Below are 22955 nucleotides of genomic sequence, written 5' to 3'. Positions count from 1 at the left end.
ACCTGTCGCGGCGCCTTTCATTTATAGCGGATCGCCTGTTGCGGCCGGCCTCCACGATTGCTCGCGATCGGTCTCCATGGCGAGGTCGATCGTAATGCGGGCGCCGTTTCTGATCCGCCGCCGCAGGGCGGCTGCACCATCGGCATCGATCAGAAGCTTGCCGTGTTCCTGAAGAGCCTGCAGCCGCGAGCGCGACACTTTCAGTTCCGAGGCCAGCAGGCGGTCAAGGCGCGTGCTGATCGGCAACGGGACCATCAGCTCGATTTCCAATCTCGTCCAATCTGCCGTTTGGTGCCGTATCTGCTTTGCAATGTCGAACTCGGCGAATTCGTCCACGCGTGGCGAATGACGCCTGAGAGCCTCGATGTTGAAGGTCTCCGCGCGGATCCAATCCCGGTCGTTGGATTGCAGCGCATCAAGAATCGCAGGATCGATGCTGCGAACATTGCGCCGTTCCAGGATTGGCCGGTTCCATGTCCTCTGGCAAATCAGGCATTTGTAGATAAGCCAGGCATCGAGCTTGCGGCCGTTGGCGTTGAGCCGGATCCTGTCGCTGCTCCGGAAAGCCCTCAAGCCTCCACATCCGCTGCATGTTATCCAAGGCTGAGGCGCTGTCTGAGGGGTAATGGTCCATCGGACCTGAAGCGTCTTGCACATATCGTGTTGGTCTTCCCTTCGGAAGTCCACCAGGATGGTGCATGAGAAAACCCTTACGGGACGCGGCGTGGCGATGTTGTGGGCGGCTGAAGAGCTTAAGCAGCGGAGCTGCACCTGGCACAATTGACAATGCCAAACCGGTCTCTCGCCACCACCCGATGAACATGTTCATACCTCGGACGGCATCTTGCCGTCCCGAAATACGGGTGAAACTGGAGTGAGACCGGTCTTTACTTAGGCAAAATGAACCTCAGTGCGCCAACGCTCTTCGACCTGAGGGATAACAAATGATCGACGCCAGTGGGAGTCCCGAGCGTTCTTCAAAGCTAAAAGCCACAACTTGCGGCTTTTATGCAACTTTGTGATGAAGGCAGGGAAGCATTACGCTTCCCTCACTTGTCGCGATTGACGCTCATTTCGCCGAAGATGCGGGCGACTTCCTTCTGCAGCTCGGTGTCGGCGCCGGTGATGGGGGCGAGCTCGGGATCGCGGCGCGGCAGGTTGGCGGGCTGCGGCGCGGCCTGGCGCGGGGCCTGGTTTGCCGGCGCCGGCACGATGCGTTCGGCCGTCAGATTGTTCGACATTTCCTCTTCCAGCACGCGCTGGAAATCGCGCCGAATCGCTTTTGCCGATTGCGCTGCCGCATCATCCTCGGCCGTCGCTATGCGCGCAGCCGCAGGCATGTTCTGGACAGGCGGGGCGGAAACTTCCGGCTCGATTCGTTGCTGCGGCAGCACGCGCTGGCGGGCGGCATCGAGGATTTCGGCGGCGCTGGCGGTATCGCGGAACGGCGCGGGCTGTGCGGCGGCAATGGGCGCGGCGGGACGTTCCGGCGGGCGCGGGGCGGCGCGTAGCGGAATTTCGCGTTCAGCGGCCAGAGGAGGTGCTGCCGGCTCTGGCGGAAGAGGACTGGTGGCAACCGGCGGCGGCGCGGCCGGCTGGACAGGCTCAGGGCGCGGACGTGGTTCCGGCGAAACGGGTGCTGCGAAGGAAGGCTCGGCCACCGGCTCCGGTCGGGTTGCGACCGGCGGGCGGGGCGGGGCGGCGGGCGGCATTTCCGGCCGCGCGACCGATATCGGATGCTCTTCCGCAGGCTGCGGGCGATAGGGGTTTTCCGCCGGCTCGGCCGCCTCAGTGAGGATGCGGCTTTCGATGACGATATCGGTCGGGCCGCCGATCATGATCAGATGTTCGACATCGTCGCGGCGGACCAGCACCAGCCGGCGGCGCGTATCGACGGCAGCCGCATCCAGCACCTGCAGGCGGGGCTGACGATTGCGGCCGCCGCGCACGAAGGGCGAGGGGGCGCGATTGCGGAGCAGCCAGAGCGCGATGATGAGCAGGAGAAGCGCCAGACCGACGCCACCGGCGGCAAGCAGGAAACGGCTGCCGTAAGCTCCGACAACATCATCGAACATAGTCACTCACTCCATTTCACATTCGGCACATATTGACGACTTTTCCGTTCCTTAGGCAAGGGTACAAGGTCCTGTCCAGTCACGCGTGAACGCAATTTCGTGTTGTGCCGGTCCGCGGCTGCCGGCCTCGCTGGCGGGGCGGCTGCGGCGAGCTTTCGGGGGCAGATGGCGCTCTTGCCTGTGAATTCAAGCAGTCTTGCCAGCTACCGCTGTTTTTGCCGGCGTGGCAAATTGCTAAGAAGAAAAGAGTGCCTGATTCCTGCTTCGTCTTCGTGCTACGGAGCAAGCCGGAAGGGTTTATGTGAGGAATAGATGACGAAACCGCGTCAGGCCGACGACTATAACGCACCGCTTGTGGATCGTGGGGGGCGTTCTGGCACGGTTTTGCGCATTCTTTTCCTGGCGATCGTGCTGATTGCGGCCGCTGGCGCTTTCGTCGTTTTCAAGCACTCGCTCGACAATGAGATCGTGCTCGGCGGCCTCGGCGTGCTCGCCATGGTCGGCATTTTCTTCCTGGTATCCTCGGTCATCGGCTTCATCGAGGTGATGCCCCAGCGCCAGTCCGACAGCCTGGCGCGCGCCTTTCTCAACAGCCATCCCGACGGCACGCTGATCACCGACGACAAGGGCCGGATCATCTATGCCAACGCCGCCTATGGCGCGCTGACGGGCGCCCGCAAGGCGACCGAGGTGCAGACGCTGGAAACGCTGCTGTCGCGTCACCGCGAATCCAACGAGGCGCTGTACCGGCTGGTCAACGGGCTGCGCGAAGGCAAGGAAGGCCGCGAGGAATTCCGCCTGCTGCGTGCCGTCGGACCCGGCAGCAACAGTTCCGGCGCGCATTGGTACAGGCTGAAGGCACGGCTGCTGGAGCCGGAGGATGCCGGCGGCAAGCCGCTGCAGATCTGGCAGATCACCGACATCACCGCCGAACGCGACGACCAGGAGCGCTTCTTCAAGGAGCTGCAGAACGCGATCGATTATCTCGACCATGCGCCGGCGGGCTTCTTCTCCGCCGGCAGGAAGGGTGAGATCTTCTATCTGAATGCGACGCTTGCAGAATGGCTGGGCCTCGACCTCACCAAATTCATACCGGGCTCGATGACGATCGGCGATGTCGTGGCGGGCGAGGGGCTGGCGCTGATCCAGTCTGTGCAGGCCGAACCCGGCCTGAAAAAGACCGTGACGCTCGATCTCGATCTGCGCAAGACGAACGGCCAGAGCCTGCCGGTGCAGATCATCCACAGCGTCACTTCGATGCGCGACGGGGCGCCCGGCGAAAGCCGGACGATCGTTCTGGCGCGTGAAAAGGGCGACGAAAGCGGCCACTCGGCTTCGGCCGCCGCCATGCGCTTCACCCGCTTCTTCAACAATACGCCAATGGCGATTGCCTCGGTCGACGGCGAAGGGCGTATCTTGCGCACCAATGCGCCGTTCCTGAAGCTGTTTTCCGGCGTCGTCTCGCGCGACGATCTCGAAAAGAAGCCGCGCCTGGAAACCATCGTGCAGGAAAGCGACCGGCCGGCGCTCGCCGAGGCGCTGGCGGCGGCGAAAGACCGGCAGGGCGACATCGCGCCGCTCGATACCCGCACGCCGACGGACGAAGCGCGCTACTTCCGATTCTATGTCAATGCCGTCATCGACCAGAGCGACGAGGCGCCGGAGGAAGCGGCGATCGTCTATGCCGTGGAGGTGACCGAGCAGAAGGCGCTGGAAGCGCAGATGGCGCAGACGCAGAAGATGAATGCTGTGGGAACGCTCGCCGGCGGCATCGCGCACGATTTCAACAACGTGCTGACGGCGATCCTGCTTTCCTCCGACCATCTGCTGCTGCAGGCGCGGCCCTCCGATGCGAGCTTTGCCGACCTGATGGAGATCAAGCGCAACGCCAACCGCGCCGCGGTGCTGGTGCGCCAGCTGCTCGCCTTCTCGCGCAAACAGACGATGCGGCCCTCGGTGCTGAACCTGACCGATGTCGTCGGCGATCTGCGCATGCTGGTCGATCGGCTGCTTTCCGGCACCAACGTCAAGCTCGACGTGCAATATGGCCGCGATCTCTGGCCGGTCAAAACAGACCTCTCGCAGTTCGAGCAGGTGCTGATCAATCTCTGCGTCAATGCGCGCGACGCCATGCCCGATGGCGGCACGCTGACGCTGCGCACCCGCAATCTGACGGCCGCCGACGTCGCCGCCTTCAACTATTCCTACATGCCGGCCGAGGACATGGTGCTGGTCGAGGTCGCCGATAATGGCACCGGCATCGCGCCAGAGATCATGGACAAGATTTTCGAGCCTTTCTTCACCACCAAGGATGTCGGCAAGGGCACCGGTCTCGGCCTCGCCATGGTCTACGGCATCGTCAAGCAGTCGGGCGGATACATCCAGCCGGAGTCCGAAGTCGGCAAGGGTACGACCTTCCGCGTCTTCCTGCCGCGCCACATTCCGGAGCCGGCGGTTGCCGCAGAGGCGGGCGCGATCGATGGGGCCATTGCCGGGACGGAAGTGCCGCCGCCGCCCGCATCGCCGCAGCAGCCCGAGGACCTGACCGGCTCGGCCGTCGTGCTTCTCGTCGAGGATGAGGAAGCTGTGCGCCGCGGCGGTAAACGCATGCTGGAAACGCGCGGCTATACCGTGCACGAGGCAGGCTCTGGCGTCGAGGCGCTGAGCATCATGGAAGAGCTCGACGGCAAGGTCGACATCGTCGTTTCCGACGTCGTCATGCCCGAAATGGACGGCCCGAGCCTGCTGCGCGAGCTGCGCAAGAACTATCCCGACCTGAAATTCATCTTCGTCTCCGGCTACGCCGAGGACGCCTTTGCCCGCAACCTGCCGCCGGATGCGAAATTCGGCTTCCTGCCGAAGCCGTTCTCGCTGAAGCAGCTGGCTGTGGTGGTGAAGGAGACGCTGGACGGTTAGGGGCTGGAAGGTTCAGAGAGGTCGTGCCGTGCACCACGGATCGCGCAAGTAGTTATCTACGGCAATGCGGTAAAGGCGGGGCGGGGACCAACCCCGCCCATCATCCCCTATTCTCCGAGCGCCACGGCAATCTCTGCCGCCAGCCGTGCATTGTTCTCCACCAGCGCGATATTCGTCTTCAGGCTCTGCCCATCCGTCAGGTCGAAGATCGTCGAAAGCAGATAGGGCGTCACCGCCTTGCCGGTCACTTCGTCGCGCTCGGCGCTGTCGAGGGCGCGTTCGATATAGATTTCCATCTCCTCGCGCGCGATCTCGTCGGCTTCGGGCACCGGATTGGCGATCAGCATGCCGCCGTCGATGCCGAGCTGTTCGCGCGTGGTCTGGAAATTGGCGATTGCCGCCGGGCTGTTCAGCGACAGCGGGCTGCGGATGCCGGACGAACGCGACCAGAAGGCGGGGAATTCCTCGCTCTCATAGGTGACGACGGGCACGCCGCGGGTTTCCAGTACTTCCAGCGTCTTCGGAATGTCGAGGATAGCCTTGGCGCCGGCGCAGACGACGATGACGCCGGTGCGGGCCAGTTCTTCCAGATCGGCTGAAATATCGAAGCTTTCCTCGGCGCCGCGATGCACGCCGCCGATGCCGCCTGTCGCAAAAACTCGGATGCCGGCGCGGGCCGCCGCGATCATCGTCGCCGCAACCGTGGTGGCGCCGGTGCGCCGCTCAGCGATCGCGAAGGCGAGATCGGCGCGCGAAACCTTCATCACCTCCGTCGCCTTCGCGAGCTGCTCCAATTCCGCCGATTCAAGGCCGATATGCAGCGTGCCATGGATGACGGCGATGGTTGCCGGCACGGCACCCTGCTCGCGGATGATCGTCTCGACGCTGCGGGCCATCTCGATATTGCCGGGATAGGGCATGCCGTGGGTGATGATGGTCGATTCCAGCGCCACGATCGGGGCGCCGCGCTGCTTGGCGCTGGCGACTTCCTTCGAATAGGCGATCGGCAGAAGAGGGGAGATGGGCTTGGTCATGATCTTGTCCTGTGATCGATAGAGCATGATGCCGAAAGGTGTCGGCGGTTTTCGGACGACATCATGCTCGATACTTCAATTTGGCCGCTTCAATGCAGAATTCTGACCTTGGGAACAAGGGCAAGCGCCTCATTCAACAGATCCGGCGTCAGATTTTCGTTGACCGCGTGCCGCGACTGCACGGTCAGCGCTGCCGCCGCCGTGCCGTGACGGATGGCTTCTTCGAGCGGCAGGCCTGATATCAAGGCGGCGAGCGTGCCGGCGGCGAGGGAATCACCCGCGCCCGTGACATCGGCGACGGTCTCGGCGACTGGCGGCTGAAGCGTCACGGCGCGGCCCTGGCAAAGTGCCACGAGCTCCCGCCGGCCGCGGGTGACGACGGCGTTCCGGATGCCGATCTCGTTCAGAAGCGGCGGCCAGCCCTCCGCGTCCGCCGGCTGCCTGCCGGCAAGGACCGCTGCCTCCGCCTCGTTCAGGAACAGATAGTCGATATCCCCGATGCAGGGCCTCAGCTTCACGACCTTGGCGGGCGAAATGGCGATCGCTGCGACGGGCTTTGAGAGGAAGTGCGCCTTTGCGACGATCGCCGCGATCGTCTCCTCCGGCAGGTTGGCATCGAAAAGGATCAAATCATGGGCGGCGAAGGCATCCCGTACCCAGCGGATCGAAAGGCGTCGCGGCACGAAGAAGCGGTAGAGATCCATGTCGGCGAGGGCGATGACAAGATTGCCGTCTTTCTCGATGATCGCCGTGTAACTCGGCGTTTTGCGGTCGAGGAAGACGAACGGCCGGTCGTCGATGCCGGCGTAGTCTGCGGCTTCGCCCACCATCTCGCCGATGGCATCGCCGCCGCGCGGCGAGATCATCGTCACCTGAAAGCCGAGCCTTGCAAGATTACGCGCCGCATTGAAGCCGCCGCCGCCGGGCTCCTCGAACCACGTGCCGGGATTGCTGGCGCCCTGTGCGGTCTCACCGGAAATGCGGCCGCGCCGGTCGATATGAGCGCCGCCGAGAACAAGAATCTTTTTCTTCATCCGAGCGGCTCTCCTGACGCCGGGCGAGCGAATCGGCGGCCGATACACGCTTCCAACAAAGCCGGTTCAGGTGGCTTAAGCCTTTGCTTTGCATCGATAAAACAAATATAGAACACGAGCCGTTTTACCTTTTTCTTTCAATTGTTTGATCGCCTATTGCGAGAGTGGAACAAATAGGGTACAAACTCGACATTGCTTGAGCGGCTTCAATAACCTAAAGGTGGATCGGATGTCTCAGAATTCATTGCGGCTGGTAGAGGACAAATCGGTGGACAAAAGCAAGGCGCTTGAAGCGGCACTCTCACAGATAGAGCGGTCGTTCGGCAAGGGCTCGATCATGAAACTCGGCTCCAACGAGAACGTCGTCGAGATCGAGACGGTTTCGACGGGCTCGCTCGGCCTCGATATTGCGCTCGGCATCGGCGGCCTGCCGAAAGGCCGCATCATCGAAATCTATGGTCCGGAAAGCTCCGGTAAGACGACGCTTGCGTTGCAGACCATTGCGGAAGCCCAGAAGAAGGGCGGCATCTGCGCCTTCGTCGACGCCGAACACGCTCTCGATCCGGTCTATGCCCGCAAGCTCGGCGTCGATCTGCAGAACCTTCTGATCTCGCAGCCCGATACTGGCGAACAGGCGCTCGAAATCACCGATACGCTGGTGCGCTCCGGCGCCGTCGACGTTCTGGTGGTCGACTCGGTCGCCGCGCTGACGCCGCGCGCCGAAATCGAAGGTGAGATGGGCGACAGTCTTCCGGGCTTGCAGGCTCGCCTGATGAGCCAGGCGCTGCGCAAGCTGACCGCTTCGATCTCCAAATCGAACTGCATGGTGATCTTCATCAACCAGATCCGCATGAAGATCGGCGTCATGTTCGGTTCGCCTGAGACAACGACCGGCGGCAATGCGCTGAAATTCTATGCCTCCGTGCGCCTCGACATCCGCCGCATCGGCGCGGTCAAGGAGCGCGAAGAGGTGATCGGCAACCAGACCCGCGTCAAGGTCGTCAAGAACAAGATGGCGCCTCCCTTCAAGCAGGTCGAGTTCGACATCATGTATGGCGAAGGCGTATCGAAGACCGGCGAACTCGTCGATCTCGGCGTCAAGGCCGGCATCGTCGAAAAGTCGGGTGCCTGGTTCTCCTACAACAGTCAGCGTCTCGGCCAGGGCCGCGAAAACGCCAAGACCTTCCTGCGCGACAATCCGGATCTCGCCCGCGAGATCGAGCTGTCGTTGCGGCAGAATGCCGGTCTCATCGCCGACCGCTTCCTGCAGAATGGCGGGCCGGATGCCAATGACGGCGATGACGCTGGGGAAATGTAATTTCCGCGCGGAGCTTTTCCGTCAGTCCGCCTGAAGTTCACACCGGCCGCATTCTCTGATCAGAATGCGGCCGGTTCCGTTTGTCGGCTGGACAGTGGCGGAGGTGAACGTTAAAAGCCGATGGATTTGTATTTACCTGCCTCGGGCAGCATTGAAGGGCATAAAATGAGCGGCGTGAACGATATCCGGTCGACCTTCCTCGACTATTTCAAGAAGAACGGCCACGAGATCGTTTCCTCGAGCCCGCTTGTGCCGCGCAACGACCCGACGCTGATGTTCACCAATGCCGGCATGGTGCAGTTCAAGAACGTCTTCACCGGCCTGGAGAAGCGTCCTTATTCCACGGCGACGACCTCGCAGAAATGCGTGCGCGCCGGCGGCAAGCATAACGACCTCGATAATGTCGGCTATACCGCGCGTCACCTGACCTTTTTCGAAATGCTCGGCAATTTCTCCTTCGGCGACTATTTCAAGGAGAATGCGATCGAGCTTGCCTGGAAGCTCGTGACAGAAGGTTTCGACCTGCCGAAACATCGCCTGCTGGTGACCGTCTATTCCGAAGACGAGGAAGCAGCGGCGCTGTGGAAGAAGATCGCCGGTTTCTCCGACGACAGGATCATCCGCATCCCGACCTCCGACAATTTCTGGCAGATGGGCGATACCGGCCCCTGCGGCCCGTGCTCTGAAATTTTCATCGACCAGGGTGAGAACGTCTGGGGCGGCCCTCCCGGTTCGCCGGAAGAGGATGGCGACCGCTTCCTGGAATTCTGGAACCTCGTTTTCATGCAGTTCGAGCAGATCGAGCCTGGCGTTCGTAACCCGCTGCCGCGTCCGTCGATCGATACCGGCATGGGTCTTGAGCGCATGGCCTGCATTCTCCAAGGCGTTCAGAGCGTCTTCGACACCGACCTGTTCCGCACGCTGATCGGCGCCATCGAAGACACGATAGGCGCCAAGGCAGAAGGAAGCGCCAGCCACCGCGTCATCGCCGACCATCTGCGCTCCTCGGCTTTCCTGATCGCCGACGGTGTTCTGCCGTCGAATGAAGGTCGTGGTTATGTGCTGCGCCGGATCATGCGCCGCGCCATGCGCCACGCTCAGCTTCTCGGCGCCAAGGAGCCGCTGATCTACAAGCTGCTGCCGACGCTGGTGCAGGAGATGGGCCGCGCCTATCCGGAGCTGGTGCGCGCCGAAGCGCTGATCTCGGAGACGCTGAAGCTCGAGGAAGGTCGCTTCCGCAAGACGCTGGAGCGTGGCCTGTCGCTGCTGTCGGATGCGACGACGGACCTCGGCAAGGGCGACATGCTGGATGGCGAGACCGCTTTCAAGCTTTACGACACCTATGGTTTCCCGCTCGACCTGACGCAGGATGCCCTTCGCGCCCGCGAGATCGGTGTCGATATCTCCGGCTTCACCGACGCCATGCAACGGCAGAAGGCCGAAGCTCGCTCGCACTGGGCCGGTTCCGGCGAGAAGGCAACCGAAACCGTCTGGTTCGAGCTGAAGGAAAAGCATGGCGCAACCGAGTTCCTCGGTTACGACACGGAAGCCGCTGAAGGCGTGGTGCAGGCAATCGTCAAGGACGGCGCAGTCGCTGACGAAGCCAAGGCTGGCGACAAGGTGCAGATCGTCGTCAACCAGACGCCCTTCTACGGCGAATCCGGCGGCCAGATGGGCGATACCGGCGTGATCTCCTCCGACCATGGCAAGATCGAGATATCGGACACGCAGAAGAAGGGCGAAGGCCTGTTCGTGCATTCCGGCACTGTGGTCGAAGGCGTGATCAAGGCCGGCGACGCTGTTGCGCTGACCGTCGATCACGCCCGCCGTTCGCGCCTGCGCGCCAACCACTCGGCAACCCATTTGCTGCATGAGGCGCTACGCGAAGTGCTTGGCACCCATGTGGCGCAGAAGGGTTCGCTGGTCGCGCCCGAGCGCCTGCGTTTCGACGTTTCTCACCCGAAGCCGATGTCGGCCGAGGAATTGAAGATCGTCGAGGACATGGCCAACGAGATCGTGCTGCAGAATTCGCCCGTCACCACGCGGCTGATGAGCGTCGACGATGCAATCGCGGAGGGCGCGATGGCGCTGTTCGGCGAGAAATACGGCGATGAGGTGCGTGTCGTTTCGATGGGCACCGGGCTGCATGGCGCAAAGAGCAACAGGCCTTACTCGGTCGAGCTTTGCGGCGGCACGCATGTGTCGGCCACCGGTCAGATCGGCCTCGTGCGCATCCTCGGCGAAAGCGCCGTCGGTGCAGGCGTTCGCCGTATCGAAGCGGTAACCGGCGAATCGGCGCGCGAATATCTCGCCGAACAGGACGAGCGCGTGAAGACGCTCGCTGCCTCGCTGAAGGTTCAGCCGGCGGAAGTTCTGTCGCGCGTCGAGGCGCTGATGGACGAGCGACGCAAGCTCGAAAAGGAATTGGCCGACGCCAAGCGCAAGCTCGCCATGGGCGGCGGGCAGGGTGGTTCTGCCGATGCCGTGCGCGAAGTCGCCGGCGTCAAGTTCCTCGGCAAGTCGATATCGGGCGTCGATCCCAAGGACCTCAAGGGTCTTGCCGATGACGGCAAGACCAGCATCGGCTCCGGCGTCGTCACGCTGATCGGCGTGTCCGATGACGGCAAGGCGAGCGCCGTCGTTGCGGTGACGCCGGATCTCGTCGAGCGCTACAGCGCCGTCGATCTCGTCCGCATCGCCTCGGCCGCCCTCGGCGGCAAGGGCGGCGGCGGCCGCCCCGATATGGCGCAGGCTGGCGGTCCCGATGGATCGAAGGCCGATGAGGCGATCGAGGCGGTGGCTGTAGCACTCGCGGGCTGAGCTGCCGTTCATTTCTGAGTTTCGAAAAGGCGGAAGCTCGGCTTTCGCCTTTACTTGTTGGTGAACGTTTTTACTCGATGTTCCCTAAACCCACCAAGTCAGTCTAAGCAATGACTGGCATTGTTGGTTTCGCGAGCAGATGGCGTCGCTGACGCGAGTGTCTGCGCTGTGAATGGTTTCCCCACCCACCCAACCCTCCGTCATGCTCGGCCTTGAGCCGAGCATGCACGCCGCTTCCATCAGCCGCCACCGCATGGATCCCAGGCTCAAGGCCTGGGATGACGGAGAGTGTGGTTAGCATTCTCGCCAATCTCACCGTCTGCGTACAGAGACACACCATAACGCGTGCTTCATTAAGCCGACACCTACTACGCCCTTCCTCATTCCTGTGCTCGTCACAGGAATCCAGTGCGCCCAAGACCTTGGCCGCGAAAGACTCTTTTTCTTTAGATACTGATTCATTCACGGCGCGGACGCGCTGTGGCTGGATTCCTGTGACGAGCACAGGAATGAGGAGGAGACGCGGCGTAGCTGGCATGTCAACCTAGACAGCGGCTCCATTGCCGGCTTGCCAATGCGTCTGCGCTTGCTGTCGTCCAAAACTAGTCAGAGGAGTTTTTTGCGAAACCGGGTTCCGTCATTTCTCACCCCTCGACACATCCCAAAATTCAACCTGTCCACGAATACCGAACGCCACTGAGAGAGCAATGGGTTCTGCCGAAAGCGGTTGCTTAACCTCGCATCCAATAAAGAAGCTGACGTTTGGAATCCGGTCGGTTTCTGCCTCTTCGATTCTGAAGCAATTCGCAAAACGCATTCGATCGACTTCTCCGTTTTCGGCAAGGTATTTTTTTAGTATATCCATTGACTGTTCTTCTGGAGTTTTATGTGACTGGAGAGTTTCTCCATATATGTATATGGCCAACACACAAAATAGGAAGGACACCAATATCCAGTGATACTTACCAGACGGAAATTTCATTCTTTTCCTGCGATTGATTTACGAGGGCGCGCCGAAGAGGCATCTTGTATGATCAGCATTATGTAATTTCAGCCACATCCTGCAACTGGATTGAAAAGTCAATCTGGCGGTTCGCAAATTTCCTAGCCTCTGCCGCTTAGCGGGTGATGGCATTGGCGCTCCCCAGCCGGCAAGTCAGCAGGATTTGTCAAATCGGACTATGGTTGTCTGCAGCCGATCGATTTGCATGAGGTTTGACATGAATGGCGAAACGGCATGGGCACTTTATGAAAGCCGTCTGCGACGGGTTTCTGCCTATATTCACGACCACCTCGACCAGGAGCTGGATATGGAGCGCCTGGCCGAGATCGCCTGCCTGTCGAGCTACCACTGGCACAGGATCTACCGGGCGATTTACGGCGAGACGCTGGCGGCCACCGTCAAGCGGCTGAGGCTGCATCGCGCGGCGGGCGAGATCGTCGGCACGGAACTTGCCGTCAGCGAGATTGCGAAACGATCAGGCTATCCCAATCTCCAATCCTTCAATCGCATCTTCAAGTCGGTCTATGGCATGCCGCCGGCCCGCTACCGGAAAGAGGGAAGCCATACAGCCTTTGAACCCTCACCTAACGGAAAGACCCAAAAGATGTTCGATGTTACCATACGTGAGATCGCACGGACCGAGTTGATCGGTGTCGCCCATACCGGCTCTTACATGCAGATCGGCAAAGCCTTCGAGACATTGTTCGGCACGCTTTACGCCCGCGGCCTAGCGAGGCCCGGCATGCGGATGATCGGTGTCTATCTCGACGATCCCGATATCGTGCCCGCAGCACAGCTGCGGTCGATCGCCTGTGTCACCGGAACGCCCGACCTGCCGGCGGAAGCGCCGTTCGAGCGGCGCACGATCGATGGCGGCAACTATGCAGTGCTGTGCCACAAGGGGCCTTACGCCGACATGCACAAAGCCTATCAGTGGCTTTATGCGGAATGGCTGCCCAAATCAGGGCGGCAGCTGAAGGACAGCGTCATGTTCGAGGAATATCTCAACAACCCACGCGACGTGCCGCCAACCGAGCTCCTGACAGAAATCCACATGCCGCTTGCCTGACCTCATGCGAGGACGCGGCTGAGTTGCCGCGTCCTCGATCGTGCCTGAACGCTCAGGCTGCCTGCATCGTCTTGCCAGCCTCGTCGTCCAGCGCATTGGCGCGCTTATAGGCGTCGCGCTCGCTTATGCGGCCGAAGTAATCGACGAAGGCCTGGCGTTTCTCGATGGAGCCGAAACCGAGGCCCCAGCCGATATGCGCTCCGACATAGACATCGGCGGCGGTGAAGCGCTCGCCGGTGACATAAGTCGAGCCGGAAACGGCCATTTCAAGCGTGTTCATGACGTCGCCGAAACTGCCGCAGCCTGCCATCCGCAGGCGCTCCGCCGGAATTTCGAAGCCGAGCGCCTTCATCGTCACCGCCGATTCCAGCGGGCCGGCGGCAAAGAACATCCAGCGGTAATAGCGGGCACGCTCCTCCGGTCTTGGGGCCAGCCCCTTTTCCGGGAAAGTTTCGGCGAGATAGGCGCAGATTGCCGCGCATTCGGTGACCACGGTGTTGCCGTGGCGGATTGCCGGCACCTTGCCCATCGGATTGAGCGAAAGATATTCCGGCGCCTTCATGGTTTCGCCGAAGGTCAGAAGTTCGGTGCGATAGGGCTGACCGATCTCCTCCAGCATCCAGCGCGCGATGCGCCCGCGTGACATTGGGTTCGTATAGAATACCAATTCTTCGGCCATGACATCCTCCTCCTGTTGCCGTTCTGTCAGGCATTGCCGTCGCCCGGAATCAATAGCGCGGCGAGGTCTTTGTGCAAGTCCCATCGTCAGAGAGCTTTGCGATACTGGATGAAGCCTGAGCGTTTGGCGATCCGGTCGTACAGCCGCCGCGCCGTGGCATTCGTTTCGTGCGTCATCCAGTAGAGCCTGCCGGCGCCGTTTGCGCGCGCAAGATCGGCGACCGCATCGATCAGTGCGGCACCGGTGCCGAGGCCGCGCTGGCTGGTTTCGACGTAGAGATCCTGCAGATAGCAGGTCCATTGCGGTAGCCAGCAGGAGCGGTGAAAGATCGCATGCACGATGCCGACGAGGCGGCCGTCGCCGTCGAAGGCGCCGAGCGCATGCATCGGTTCGTCAGGATCGTGGAAGCGGCCCCAGGTGAGGTCCGTCGTCTCGGCGGGGATGACCACCTCGTAGAAACGCTGATAGGCCGCCCATAAGGGCTCCCAGGCGGCGCGGTCGGAGGGTTCGAGCGGACGCACGGTCGCCGTCATTGCCTGTTCTCCCAAAATGAAAACGGCGGGGAAATCCCCGCCGTTTCAATGCTATCCTGAAAGGACTGGCTTACGCCATCGCCTTCTGCAGGTTCTGGTCGATCTTGTCGAGGAAGGCGGTGGTGGAGAGCCACGGCTGATCCGGACCGATCAAGAGCGCCAGATCCTTGGTCATGAAACCGGATTCGACGGTATCGACGCAGACCTTTTCCAGCGTGGAAGCGAACTTGGCGAGTTCGGCATTGTCGTCGAGCTTGGCGCGGTGCGCGAGGCCGCGGGTCCAGGCGAAGATCGAAGCGATCGAGTTCGTCGAGGTTTCCTGGCCCTTCTGGTGCTGGCGGTAGTGGCGGGTAACCGTGCCGTGGGCGGCTTCGGCTTCGACCGTCTTGCCATCCGGCGTCAGGAGAACCGAGGTCATCAGGCCGAGCGAGCCGAAGCCCTGGGCGACCGTGTCGGACTGGACGTCGCCGTCATAGTTCTTGCAGGCCCAGACGTAGCCGCCCGACCACTTGAGCGCCGAGGCGACCATGTCGTCGATCAGGCGGTGTTCGTAAGTGATGCCGACTTCCTTGAACTGGTCCTTGAATTCGGTTTCGTAGACCTCTTCGAAGATGTCCTTGAAGCGGCCGTCATAGGCCTTGAGAATGGTGTTCTTGGTCGACAGGTAAACCGGCCACTTGCGCATCAGGCCGTACATCATCGAAGCGCGGGCGAACTCGCGGATCGATTCATCGAGGTTGTACATGGCCATCGCCACGCCGGCGCCCGGTGCGTTGAAGACTTCCTTCTCGATGACGGTGCCGTCTTCGCCGACGAACTTGATCGTCAGCTTGCCCTTGCCGGGGAATTTGAAGTCGGTGGCGCGATACTGGTCGCCGAAGGCGTGACGGCCGACGACGATCGGCTGCGTCCAGCCCGGAACGAGGCGCGGAACGTTGCGGCAAATGATCGGCTCGCGGAAGATGACGCCGCCGAGGATGTTGCGGATCGTGCCGTTCGGGCTCTTCCACATTTCCTTGAGGTTGAATTCCTTGACGCGGGCTTCGTCAGGCGTGATCGTCGCGCACTTGATGCCGACGCCGTACTTCTTGATGGCGTTGGCGGCATCGACGGTCACCTGGTCATTGGTGGCGTCGCGGTTTTCGACCGAGAGGTCGTAATAGTCGATATCGAGGTCGAGATACGGATGGATCAGCTTGTCCTTGATGAGCTGCCAGATGATGCGCGTCATTTCATCGCCGTCGAGATCGGCGACTGGATTGGCGACCTTGATCTTCTTCATGTATCTGCCTCGTAAGCTGGAAGGGACGGTTGTCCCGGCTGGGTGATGTGGTCCGGAGCGCTATAGCACTGTGCGCCGGGAACGCAAAGCAGAACGGGCAGGGGCATGACGTTTTTGCCGCCATTGCCAAGCGCGGGAAAAGGGCTAGTCTCGCCGCCGCAAGCCCCTTGAGTCCCGGACATTTTGCCATGAAGAAGATCGCCGTTCTGTTCGCCGGCCTCGTTGCCGCCCTGTCCGCTTTGCCGGGTCCTTCGCTTGCCGCCGATGCGACCGTGCCGGTCGAGGAGATCATGAAGGACACGCAGAAGAATTGGGCGGGGGACGACAGCGACTGGATAGACATTTTCGGCGAGGCGATGCTGAGCCGGCTCTACAGCCATGATTTCGGCGACAAATACAAGGCGGCGGTCCAGAACCCGGCGGCGGACGAGGACGGCATTTCGCCCTTCGACTACGACGTGATCGTCAACGGCCAGGATGCTTGCCCGCTGCAGGACCTTTCCATCGACGGCGGCCAGGCGGCGAACGGCGCCACGGAGGTGACGGTAAAGTTCAAGGCCGCGACCTGCATGGAGGGAACGCCCGACAAGGATGCCTTAACGACCGTGCGATTCGAGGTGATCGAGGAGGACGGCAAGGCCGTCATCGACGACATCTTGATCCAGGGCAAAGAGGGGCAGGGGCCGATCTCGCTCAAGGAAGCCATGGTACAGATCGCCAAGGGCGAATGAGGCTCGATGTCACCGGATGGTGATGCTGGAGCGACCATCGCGGGTGTGATTTGATTTTTGCCGGGGCTGCGGTATCTCGCTCTCGGGACGGCTGCCTCCGGCGCGCATGAGGACTGGCGAGGGTGATTTCCGGCTTTGAGTTTCGAGACTGGCTGCTGGCCAATGACCCGGCGCTTTCGCGCCTGCGCATGGGTTCACGCGTCACGCTGTCGATCGTTCTGTCCTTCGTGATCCTTTATGCGATCAGCACGCTCATCGTGCCGCTGCCGGTTGCTTCCTATGGCCTCGGCATCGTGCTGTCGATCGAAGGCGGGGTCGCGGTGCGCGACAAGGGCTCGACGCGCCAGCTCATCACCCGATTGCTCGGCTGCCTTGCGAGCGTCATCGTCGTCGGCATTGCGGCCGCGCTCGAGTCGCAGCGTATTCTTTCGGATTTCATTTTTCTCGCGGTGATCTTCCTGGCCTCGTCCGGCCGCGTTTACGGCCCGCGCGGCTTTGCAATCGGCATGTTTGCCTTCACATCCTACTTCATGGGCTCCTATTTTCATCCGAAGATGGCGGAGCTGCCGCTCGTGGTGATCGGCCCTGTCGTCTCGGCGCTCGTCAGCCATTGGGTGAGGGCGGTGCTCCTGCCCGACAATTGGCGGCGCGACCTGCTGCGTTCGCTGGAAAGCGTGCGGGGCCGCATCAACCAGATCCTTTTCAAGCTTGCTGCGCTTGCCGCGGATGGCAAGATCGAAGAGGCAGACCGGCAGGAACTGCGGCAGCTGGAAGAGCGGCTCAAGGAAGTGGTGCTGATGGCCGAGAGCTTCATCCCCCGCCCGCCAGGCGGCGTCTTCGACGGCGCCTCCGCACCGGCTGCGGAGCTGGCGATCCGGCTGTTCGATGCGCATCTTGCGGCGGAGAGCGCGATCGTGCTGAGCTTCCAGAGCCCGCCCTCCTTTGCACTCGTCCACGCCGTCATCGAGGATGACAAGGCGGTGCTTTCTGATGAGGAGAAGGCCGTTGCCGATAAAGACGGCCAGCCGCAGGGCGAAACGGTGCGTGCACTCCTCTGGCTTGCCGCCGCACGACGGCAGCTGATGGAAACGATCGATGCCGGGCGCCGCGCGAACTTCGCCGAGATCGCCTCGGTGGACGAGATCAGCACGGCAGCCCCAATCGATTTTTCGCTGAAAAATCCGCTCATCCGCTCGGCCCTTCAGATCACCTTGGCAGCGGCAATCGCCATGACGCTCGGCCTGGCGCTTTCCCGCGAGCGCTGGTTCTGGGCGGTGCTGGCCTCCTTCCTCGTCTTCACCAACACGAATTCCCGCGGCGATACGGCCATCAAGGCGCTGCAGCGGTCGATAGGCACGCTGTTCGGCATCGCTTTCGGCCTTGTCCTGGCGACGCTGCTTGCGGGACATCCGGCGATTGCCATTGCCTTTTCGGTCGCCTGCATCTTTCTTGCCTTCTTTTTCCTGCAGATTTCCTATGCGACGATGACGTTCTTCATCTCGATCGTTCTTTGTCTCGTCTATGGCATGATGGGCGTCCTGACCTTCGACCTCTTGAAGCTGCGCCTCGAGGAGACCGTCATCGGCGCGGTCGCGGGAACACTGGTGGCTTTCCTCGTGCTGCCGGCGCGCACGCGCGGCGCGCTCGATACGGCGATCGCCAAATGGTTCGACGCCTTGAGGGAGCTGCTATCGGCCGTATCGGAGAAGAAGAGCCAGCCGGAGCTCATCGTCGTCTCGCAGAAGGTCGATGCCTGTTACCGCGACATTACGCTCGCCGCGCGCCCGCTCGGCTCCACCTGGTCCATTGTCACCAGGCCGGGACAAATCCGCCGGACGCTGGCGATTTTTCTCTCGGCGACCTATTGGTCGCGCATCCTGGCGCGGAACCATATCGCTGACGCCGTCGATGACGATCTGAAGCGGCGGATCGCTGCCGATATCGGCACGCTGGAGAGGGTTGCCATCCGCGGCTCGGAATGTTTCCTCATAACCCGCAAGCAGATGAGGCCGGCGAGCCGCCACCTGCCGCTCTGGCGGGAAGGTGCGCGGCTCGCCGTCGAAGTGATCGGCTCGACGCTGGAGCGGCTCTATCCCGCGGAGACGCAGGACTTGCCGTTTGCGGCTGGCAAAGCTATTGCGCCCCTGAATCAAGAATAATGGGCACTCAGGAATAGGAAACACGATAGGCACCATGGCCGGCACCAACAGCGAGCGTCAACTTCTGGCCGAAGGGCCGGTTATCATTCTGGTCGAGCCGCAGATGGGCGAGAATATCGGCATGGTGGCGCGCGCCATGGCGAATTTCGGGCTTGTCGACCTTCGCCTCGTCAATCCGCGCGACGGCTGGCCGAATGAGAAGGCGCAGGCCGCGGCCTCCAAGGCCGATCACGTCATCGAGGGCACCAAGGTCTTCGCCACACTGGAAGAGGCGATCGCCGATCTCAACTTCGTCTACGCGACGACGGCGCGCAGCCGCGACAATTACAAGCCGGTGCGGGCGCCGGTCTTTGCCGCCACAAATCTGCGCAGCCGATTTCGGGCAGGCGAGGCGACCGGCATCCTCTTCGGCCGCGAGCGCTGGGGCCTGACGAATGAGGAAGTGGCGTTGGCCGACGAGATCGTCACCTTCCCGGTCAATCCGGCTTTTGCATCGCTCAATATCGCCCAGGCTGTGCTGCTGATGTCCTATGAATGGATGAAATCGGGCATGGAGGATCTGGAAGCCGTGCCGTTCCAGGCGCTCGAGCAGCGGCCCTCCACCAAGGAGCAGCTTTTCGGCCTGTTCGACCAGCTGGAAGAGGCGCTCGATTCACGCAACTATTTCCATCCGCCCTCGAAAAAGCCGAAAATGGTCGACAACCTGCGCGCAGTCCTCTCCCGCCGGGCATTCACGGAACAGGAAATCAGCGTGCTGCGCGGCGTCATCTCCTCCCTCGACCGCTTTACGCGCAACAGTCCGCGCAAAGGCGGTTTCACCCGATCCGGCAAGGATGCGTCCACTGATGACAGCGCCGACGAATGAGCTGAAACCCATCCTCCTCTTCGATTCCGGCATTGGCGGGCTGACCGTGCTGCGTGAAGCGCGCGTGCTGATGCCAGAGCGCGGCTTCATCTATGTCGCCGACGATGCCGGCTTTCCCTATGGCGGCTGGGAGGAGCAGGCGCTGAAGGAGCGGATCATCGGGCTCTTCGGCAAGCTGCTGATTGAGTATGACCCCGAAGTCTGCATCATCGCCTGCAACACCGCGTTCACGCTGGTTGGCGCCGATCTGCGCGCCGCCTTTCCCCAGATGACCTTCGTCGGCACCGTGCCGGCGATCAAGCCGGCGGCTGAGCGGACGCGTTCAGGCCTCGTCTCGGTGCTCGCCACCCCCGGCACGGTCAAGCGCGCCTATACGCGCGACCTCATCCAGTCCTTCGCCCAGCAGTGCCATGTGCGGCTGGTCGGCTCGGAGAACCTCGCACGCATGGCCGAGGCCTATATTCGCGGCGATGCGGTGTCCGATGAAGCGGTGACGAGCGAGATCGAGCAATGTTTCGTCGAGAAGGACGGCCGCAAAACCGATATCGTCGTGCTCGCCTGTACGCATTATCCCTTCATGGCCAATATGTTCCGGAGGCTCGCACCCTGGCCGGTGGACTGGCTGGATCCGGCGGAAGCCATTGCCCGGCGCGCCCGCACGCTGGTGCCTGAGGTCGCGGATGCCGTTCACCCCGACAATTTCGACTTTGCCGTCTTCACATCGGGCAATCCCGATTTCGCCACGCGGCGGCTGATGCAGGGCTTCGGGCTGAAAGCGTGATGCCGGGAATTGTCCTGTGGGTTGGCAAAATCCACTCCTGAAAATCACTATATTCTTTGATAGACGGGGCGTTGCCGTTTCGGAAGAATGGCGCTTCGTTCATGTGAGTCTCTTCGTCGCGAGGATCAGCATTGCAGGTTGGCATCGATATGGGATTGGCGTCCGGCGCTCCGGCGACACTCGATATCGAGGAGTTGCTGGCGACGCGTCTGCTCGTGCAGGGAAACTCAGGATCGGGCAAGTCGCATCTGTTGCGCCGCCTGCTGGAACAATCTGCGCAATGGGTGCAGCAGGTCATCATCGATCCCGAAGGTGACTTCGTCACGCTGTCCGATCGTTTCGGCCACGTGGTCGTGGATGGCGAGCGCACCGAGGCCGAGCTTGCCGGCATCGCCAACCGCATCCGCCAGCACCGCGTTTCCTGCGTTCTGACGCTGGAAGGGCTCGATATCGAGCAGCAGATGCGGGCGGCCGCAGCCTTCCTCAACGGCATGTTCGATGCCGATCGCGAATATTGGTATCCGGTTCTGGTCGTCGTCGATGAAGCCCAGATGTTTGCGCCCTCGGTCGGCGGCGACGTCTCGGAAGATGCGCGCAAGATGTCGCTGGGCGCCATGACCAATCTGATGTGCCGCGGCCGCAAGCGCGGGCTTGCCGGCGTGATCGCGACGCAGCGTCTCGCCAAGCTCGCCAAGAACGTCGCGGCCGAAGCCTCCAACTTCCTGATGGGCCGCACCTTCCTCGATATCGATATGGCGCGCGCCGCCGACCTGCTCGGCATGGACCGGCGCCAGGCCGAGATGTTCCGAGACCTGAAGCGCGGCAATTTCGTCGCTCTCGGGCCGGCATTGTCCCGTCGGCCATTGCCGATCCAGATCGGCGCGGTCGAGACCTCGGCGCGCTCCTCCAGCCCGAAGCTTATGCCGCTGCCGGATGCGCCGCAGGATGTAGAGGATCTGATCTTCACGCCCGATCCGGAGGAATTCCAGCGTCCGCTCGTGCGCCGCGCGCCGCCGGCGCCGCGGCCGACGACCGATATCCTGGCGGAGCTGTCGCGCTCGACGCCGGCGGCATCGCCAGCGCCGGTCGAGGCGAGGACGAGCCAGCCGGAGCTTTCCGCCGAGGAGCGGGAAGAGCGGCTTGCCGGCGTGCTGGCCGAGATACTCGACGACCCCACCTCCGCCTTCCGCACCGATTCCGTGCTCTATCAGGACTTCCTCGTGCGGCTGCGCATGCGCCGCGTGCCGGGGCCGCCGATCGCGCTGCCGGATTTCCGCCGGCGGGTGGCGATCTCCCGCTCGGGCGTCGACGCCGCGACAGCGGCGAGCGATGCGTGGGCAACGGCGCTGTCGCTGTCGGCAGGTGTCACCGACGACCTGCAGGGCGTCTTCCTGATGCTCGCCAAGGCCGCCGTCTGTGGTGAGCCGTGCCCTTCCGACGCCCGCATCGCCCGCGCTTACGGCACCCATTCGGCGCGGCGCGCCCGCCGCCTGCTCGGCTATTTCGAGGAGCAGGGGATCGTCGTCGTGCACACGGATTTCTCCGGCAAGCGCATCGTCGCCTTCCCCGACATGAATTGCCAGACCGCGCCGGGCGACGCGAATGCGCCTGACACAGGCGATCAGCCGCTGGCTGCGGAATAGTGGCGCTTTCGGGCTCTAGAACAGGATGATTTTAGCCCCGCCCGGCCTAAAATCTGAATCCTGTTCTCAATTAAAGAGTTAGAGCATGATGTCGTCCGAAAACCGCCTACACTTTTCGGCATCATGCTCTAGCGCAGTTGACATTTTCATGACGGGCCTCTAAAGACCGCGCCAAGCACCGGGCAGCAATGTCCGGTGTTTCATTTGACATGTCCCGTGGATCGTTTCTGTTCGCGTAACCGAAACATCCTGTCAGGTCTCGCAAGAGGTCAGAGGAGGGCGTGTTTCCTTCGCGCGGTTTGGCAACAAATCGCCTTAAACATTTGAAAGGAAATGCGATGAGCAAGCGCGAATCGTCCAAGTACAAAATTGACCGCCGTATGGGCGAAAACATCTGGGGCCGTCCGAAGTCCCCGGTGAACCGCCGCGAATACGGCCCGGGCCAGCACGGCCAGCGCCGCAAGGGCAAGCTTTCGGACTTCGGTGTGCAGCTGCGCGCCAAGCAGAAGCTCAAGGGTTACTACGGTGACCTGCGCGAAAAGCAGTTCCGCGCGATCTTCGCCGAAGCCGCTCGCCGCAAGGGCGACACCTCCGAAAACCTGATCGGTCTTCTGGAAGCCCGCCTCGACGCGATCGTCTATCGCGCCAAGTTCGTTCCGACGGTCTTTGCTGCCCGTCAGTTCGTCAACCACGGCCACGTGACCGTCAACGGCGTTCGCGTCAACATCGGTTCCTACCGCTGCAAGGCCGGCGACGTCATCGAAGTTCGCGAAAAGTCGAAGCAGCTCGTGACCGTTCTGGAAGCCGTCAGCCTCGCCGAGCGCGACGTTCCGGACTATATCGAAGTCGATCACAACAAGATGGTCGCCACCTTCGCCCGCGTTCCGAACCTTAGCGACGTTCCGTTCCCGGTCGTCATGGAACCGCATCTGGTCGTCGAATTCTATTCGCGTTAAGAAGCACCAGGCGTTTTCGCATATGGAAAAGCCGCTCTTTCGGGCGGCTTTTTTGTT

General features: G+C 62.0%; 18 protein-coding genes. 10 read left to right on the top strand and 8 right to left on the bottom strand.

What is annotated here, in order from left to right; all coding sequences use genetic code 11:
• Positions 1-21: 21 nt before the first annotated feature.
• Both CO670_RS05090 and CO670_RS05085 read right to left on the bottom strand, forming a co-directional pair.
• Positions 22-657, bottom strand: coding sequence for a DUF1062 domain-containing protein (locus CO670_RS05090; protein ID WP_097589244.1), 636 nt, complete (start codon positions 655-657; stop codon positions 22-24).
• A gap of 392 nt (positions 658-1049) precedes the next feature.
• A complete protein-coding gene (locus CO670_RS05085; protein ID WP_097589243.1) occupies positions 1050-2081 on the bottom strand; it encodes a flagellar biosynthetic protein FliO in 1032 nt (343 codons plus the stop codon).
• Between the two features lie 306 nt (positions 2082-2387).
• Between CO670_RS05085 and CO670_RS05080 the strand changes: the two genes are divergently transcribed.
• Positions 2388-4991, top strand: a complete 2604-nt coding sequence (locus tag CO670_RS05080) for a PAS domain-containing sensor histidine kinase (protein WP_097589242.1) — start codon at positions 2388-2390, stop codon at positions 4989-4991.
• A 107-nt stretch (positions 4992-5098) separates the two neighbouring features.
• Here the strand turns inward: CO670_RS05080 and CO670_RS05075 are convergent, their stop codons facing one another.
• Both CO670_RS05075 and CO670_RS05070 read right to left on the bottom strand, forming a co-directional pair.
• Complete coding sequence (locus CO670_RS05075; RefSeq protein ID WP_097589270.1) at positions 5099-6025, bottom strand: pseudouridine-5'-phosphate glycosidase; 927 nt, start codon at positions 6023-6025, stop codon at positions 5099-5101.
• Positions 6026-6114: 89 nt separating this feature from the next.
• Positions 6115-7059: a carbohydrate kinase family protein gene (locus CO670_RS05070; protein WP_097589241.1), complete on the bottom strand. Its 945-nt coding sequence runs from the start codon at positions 7057-7059 to the stop codon at positions 6115-6117.
• A gap of 229 nt (positions 7060-7288) precedes the next feature.
• Here CO670_RS05070 and recA point away from each other — a divergent pair, with 229 nt between their 5' ends.
• Both recA and alaS read left to right on the top strand, forming a co-directional pair.
• Positions 7289-8377 carry a recombinase RecA gene (recA, locus tag CO670_RS05065; protein ID WP_088674365.1) on the top strand — a complete coding sequence of 363 codons (1089 nt, stop codon included), beginning with the start codon at positions 7289-7291 and terminating at the stop codon, positions 8375-8377.
• A gap of 165 nt (positions 8378-8542) precedes the next feature.
• Complete coding sequence (alaS, locus tag CO670_RS05060; RefSeq protein ID WP_097589240.1) at positions 8543-11197, top strand: alanine--tRNA ligase; 2655 nt, start codon at positions 8543-8545, stop codon at positions 11195-11197.
• 637 nt (positions 11198-11834) lie between these two features.
• Here alaS and CO670_RS32450 read toward each other — a convergent pair.
• Positions 11835-12062 carry a hypothetical protein gene (locus tag CO670_RS32450; protein WP_141502229.1) on the bottom strand — a complete coding sequence of 76 codons (228 nt, stop codon included), beginning with the start codon at positions 12060-12062 and terminating at the stop codon, positions 11835-11837.
• Between the two features lie 355 nt (positions 12063-12417).
• On the opposite strand from CO670_RS32450, the gene CO670_RS05050 reads away from it, so the two are divergent.
• Entirely contained in the window at positions 12418-13269 is an 852-nt protein-coding gene (locus CO670_RS05050) for an AraC family transcriptional regulator (protein ID WP_097589238.1), read from the top strand.
• A 52-nt stretch (positions 13270-13321) separates the two neighbouring features.
• On the opposite strand, the gene CO670_RS05045 is transcribed toward CO670_RS05050, so the two are convergent.
• From CO670_RS05045 to CO670_RS05035, 3 genes are all read right to left on the bottom strand, one after another.
• On the bottom strand, positions 13322-13948 hold the full coding sequence (locus CO670_RS05045) for a glutathione S-transferase family protein (protein WP_097589237.1): 627 nt from the start codon (positions 13946-13948) through the stop codon (positions 13322-13324).
• 86 nt (positions 13949-14034) lie between these two features.
• A complete protein-coding gene (locus CO670_RS05040) occupies positions 14035-14481 on the bottom strand; it encodes a GNAT family N-acetyltransferase (RefSeq protein WP_097589236.1) in 447 nt (148 codons plus the stop codon).
• A gap of 70 nt (positions 14482-14551) precedes the next feature.
• The gene (locus CO670_RS05035; protein ID WP_088674229.1) at positions 14552-15763 is read right to left on the bottom strand and encodes an NADP-dependent isocitrate dehydrogenase; all 1212 of its coding nucleotides are present in this window, start codon (positions 15761-15763) and stop codon (positions 14552-14554) included.
• 188 nt (positions 15764-15951) lie between these two features.
• Here CO670_RS05035 and CO670_RS05030 point away from each other — a divergent pair, with 188 nt between their 5' ends.
• The 6 genes from CO670_RS05030 (at position 15952) to rpsD (ending at position 22898) form a co-directional block, all read left to right on the top strand.
• Positions 15952-16494, top strand: coding sequence for a hypothetical protein (locus CO670_RS05030; protein ID WP_097589269.1), 543 nt, complete (start codon positions 15952-15954; stop codon positions 16492-16494).
• 122 nt (positions 16495-16616) lie between these two features.
• Positions 16617-18653, top strand: a complete 2037-nt coding sequence (locus CO670_RS05025; RefSeq protein ID WP_097589235.1) for an FUSC family protein — start codon at positions 16617-16619, stop codon at positions 18651-18653.
• Positions 18654-18687: 34 nt separating this feature from the next.
• Complete coding sequence (locus CO670_RS05020; RefSeq protein WP_097589234.1) at positions 18688-19518, top strand: RNA methyltransferase; 831 nt, start codon at positions 18688-18690, stop codon at positions 19516-19518.
• Complete coding sequence (murI, locus tag CO670_RS05015) at positions 19499-20299, top strand: glutamate racemase (protein WP_097589233.1); 801 nt, start codon at positions 19499-19501, stop codon at positions 20297-20299. The genes CO670_RS05020 and murI overlap by 20 nt, the downstream gene beginning before the upstream one ends.
• Positions 20300-20430: 131 nt before the next feature.
• Complete coding sequence (locus CO670_RS05010; protein WP_097589232.1) at positions 20431-21942, top strand: ATP-binding protein; 1512 nt, start codon at positions 20431-20433, stop codon at positions 21940-21942.
• A 338-nt stretch (positions 21943-22280) separates the two neighbouring features.
• On the top strand, positions 22281-22898 hold the full coding sequence (rpsD, locus tag CO670_RS05005; RefSeq protein WP_097589231.1) for a 30S ribosomal protein S4: 618 nt from the start codon (positions 22281-22283) through the stop codon (positions 22896-22898).
• Positions 22899-22955: the final 57 nt, after the last annotated feature.

Origin of the sequence: Rhizobium sp. J15 (assembly GCF_002531825.1) — a bacterium.
Classification (GTDB): Bacteria; Pseudomonadota; Alphaproteobacteria; order Rhizobiales; family Rhizobiaceae; genus Rhizobium.
Note: the sequence above shows the minus strand (reverse complement) of the source record. Positions and strands in the feature narration are given on the sequence as shown.

Coding starts and splice junctions, on each gene's coding strand:
- CO670_RS05040 (WP_097589236.1), bottom strand. CDS start 14,481: ATGACGGCGACCGTGCGTCCGCTCGAACCCTCCGACCGCGCCGCCTGG.
- CO670_RS05080 (WP_097589242.1), top strand. CDS start 2,388: ATGACGAAACCGCGTCAGGCCGACGACTATAACGCACCGCTTGTGGAT.
- CO670_RS05090 (WP_097589244.1), bottom strand. CDS start 657: ATGTGCAAGACGCTTCAGGTCCGATGGACCATTACCCCTCAGACAGCG.
- CO670_RS05045 (WP_097589237.1), bottom strand. CDS start 13,948: ATGGCCGAAGAATTGGTATTCTATACGAACCCAATGTCACGCGGGCGC.
- alaS (WP_097589240.1), top strand. CDS start 8,543: ATGAGCGGCGTGAACGATATCCGGTCGACCTTCCTCGACTATTTCAAG.
- murI (WP_097589233.1), top strand. CDS start 19,499: ATGACAGCGCCGACGAATGAGCTGAAACCCATCCTCCTCTTCGATTCC.
- rpsD (WP_097589231.1), top strand. CDS start 22,281: ATGAGCAAGCGCGAATCGTCCAAGTACAAAATTGACCGCCGTATGGGC.
- CO670_RS05035 (WP_088674229.1), bottom strand. CDS start 15,763: ATGAAGAAGATCAAGGTCGCCAATCCAGTCGCCGATCTCGACGGCGAT.
- CO670_RS32450 (WP_141502229.1), bottom strand. CDS start 12,062: ATGGATATACTAAAAAAATACCTTGCCGAAAACGGAGAAGTCGATCGA.
- CO670_RS05030 (WP_097589269.1), top strand. CDS start 15,952: ATGAAGAAGATCGCCGTTCTGTTCGCCGGCCTCGTTGCCGCCCTGTCC.
- CO670_RS05050 (WP_097589238.1), top strand. CDS start 12,418: ATGAATGGCGAAACGGCATGGGCACTTTATGAAAGCCGTCTGCGACGG.
- CO670_RS05020 (WP_097589234.1), top strand. CDS start 18,688: ATGGCCGGCACCAACAGCGAGCGTCAACTTCTGGCCGAAGGGCCGGTT.
- recA (WP_088674365.1), top strand. CDS start 7,289: ATGTCTCAGAATTCATTGCGGCTGGTAGAGGACAAATCGGTGGACAAA.
- CO670_RS05075 (WP_097589270.1), bottom strand. CDS start 6,025: ATGACCAAGCCCATCTCCCCTCTTCTGCCGATCGCCTATTCGAAGGAA.
- CO670_RS05070 (WP_097589241.1), bottom strand. CDS start 7,059: ATGAAGAAAAAGATTCTTGTTCTCGGCGGCGCTCATATCGACCGGCGC.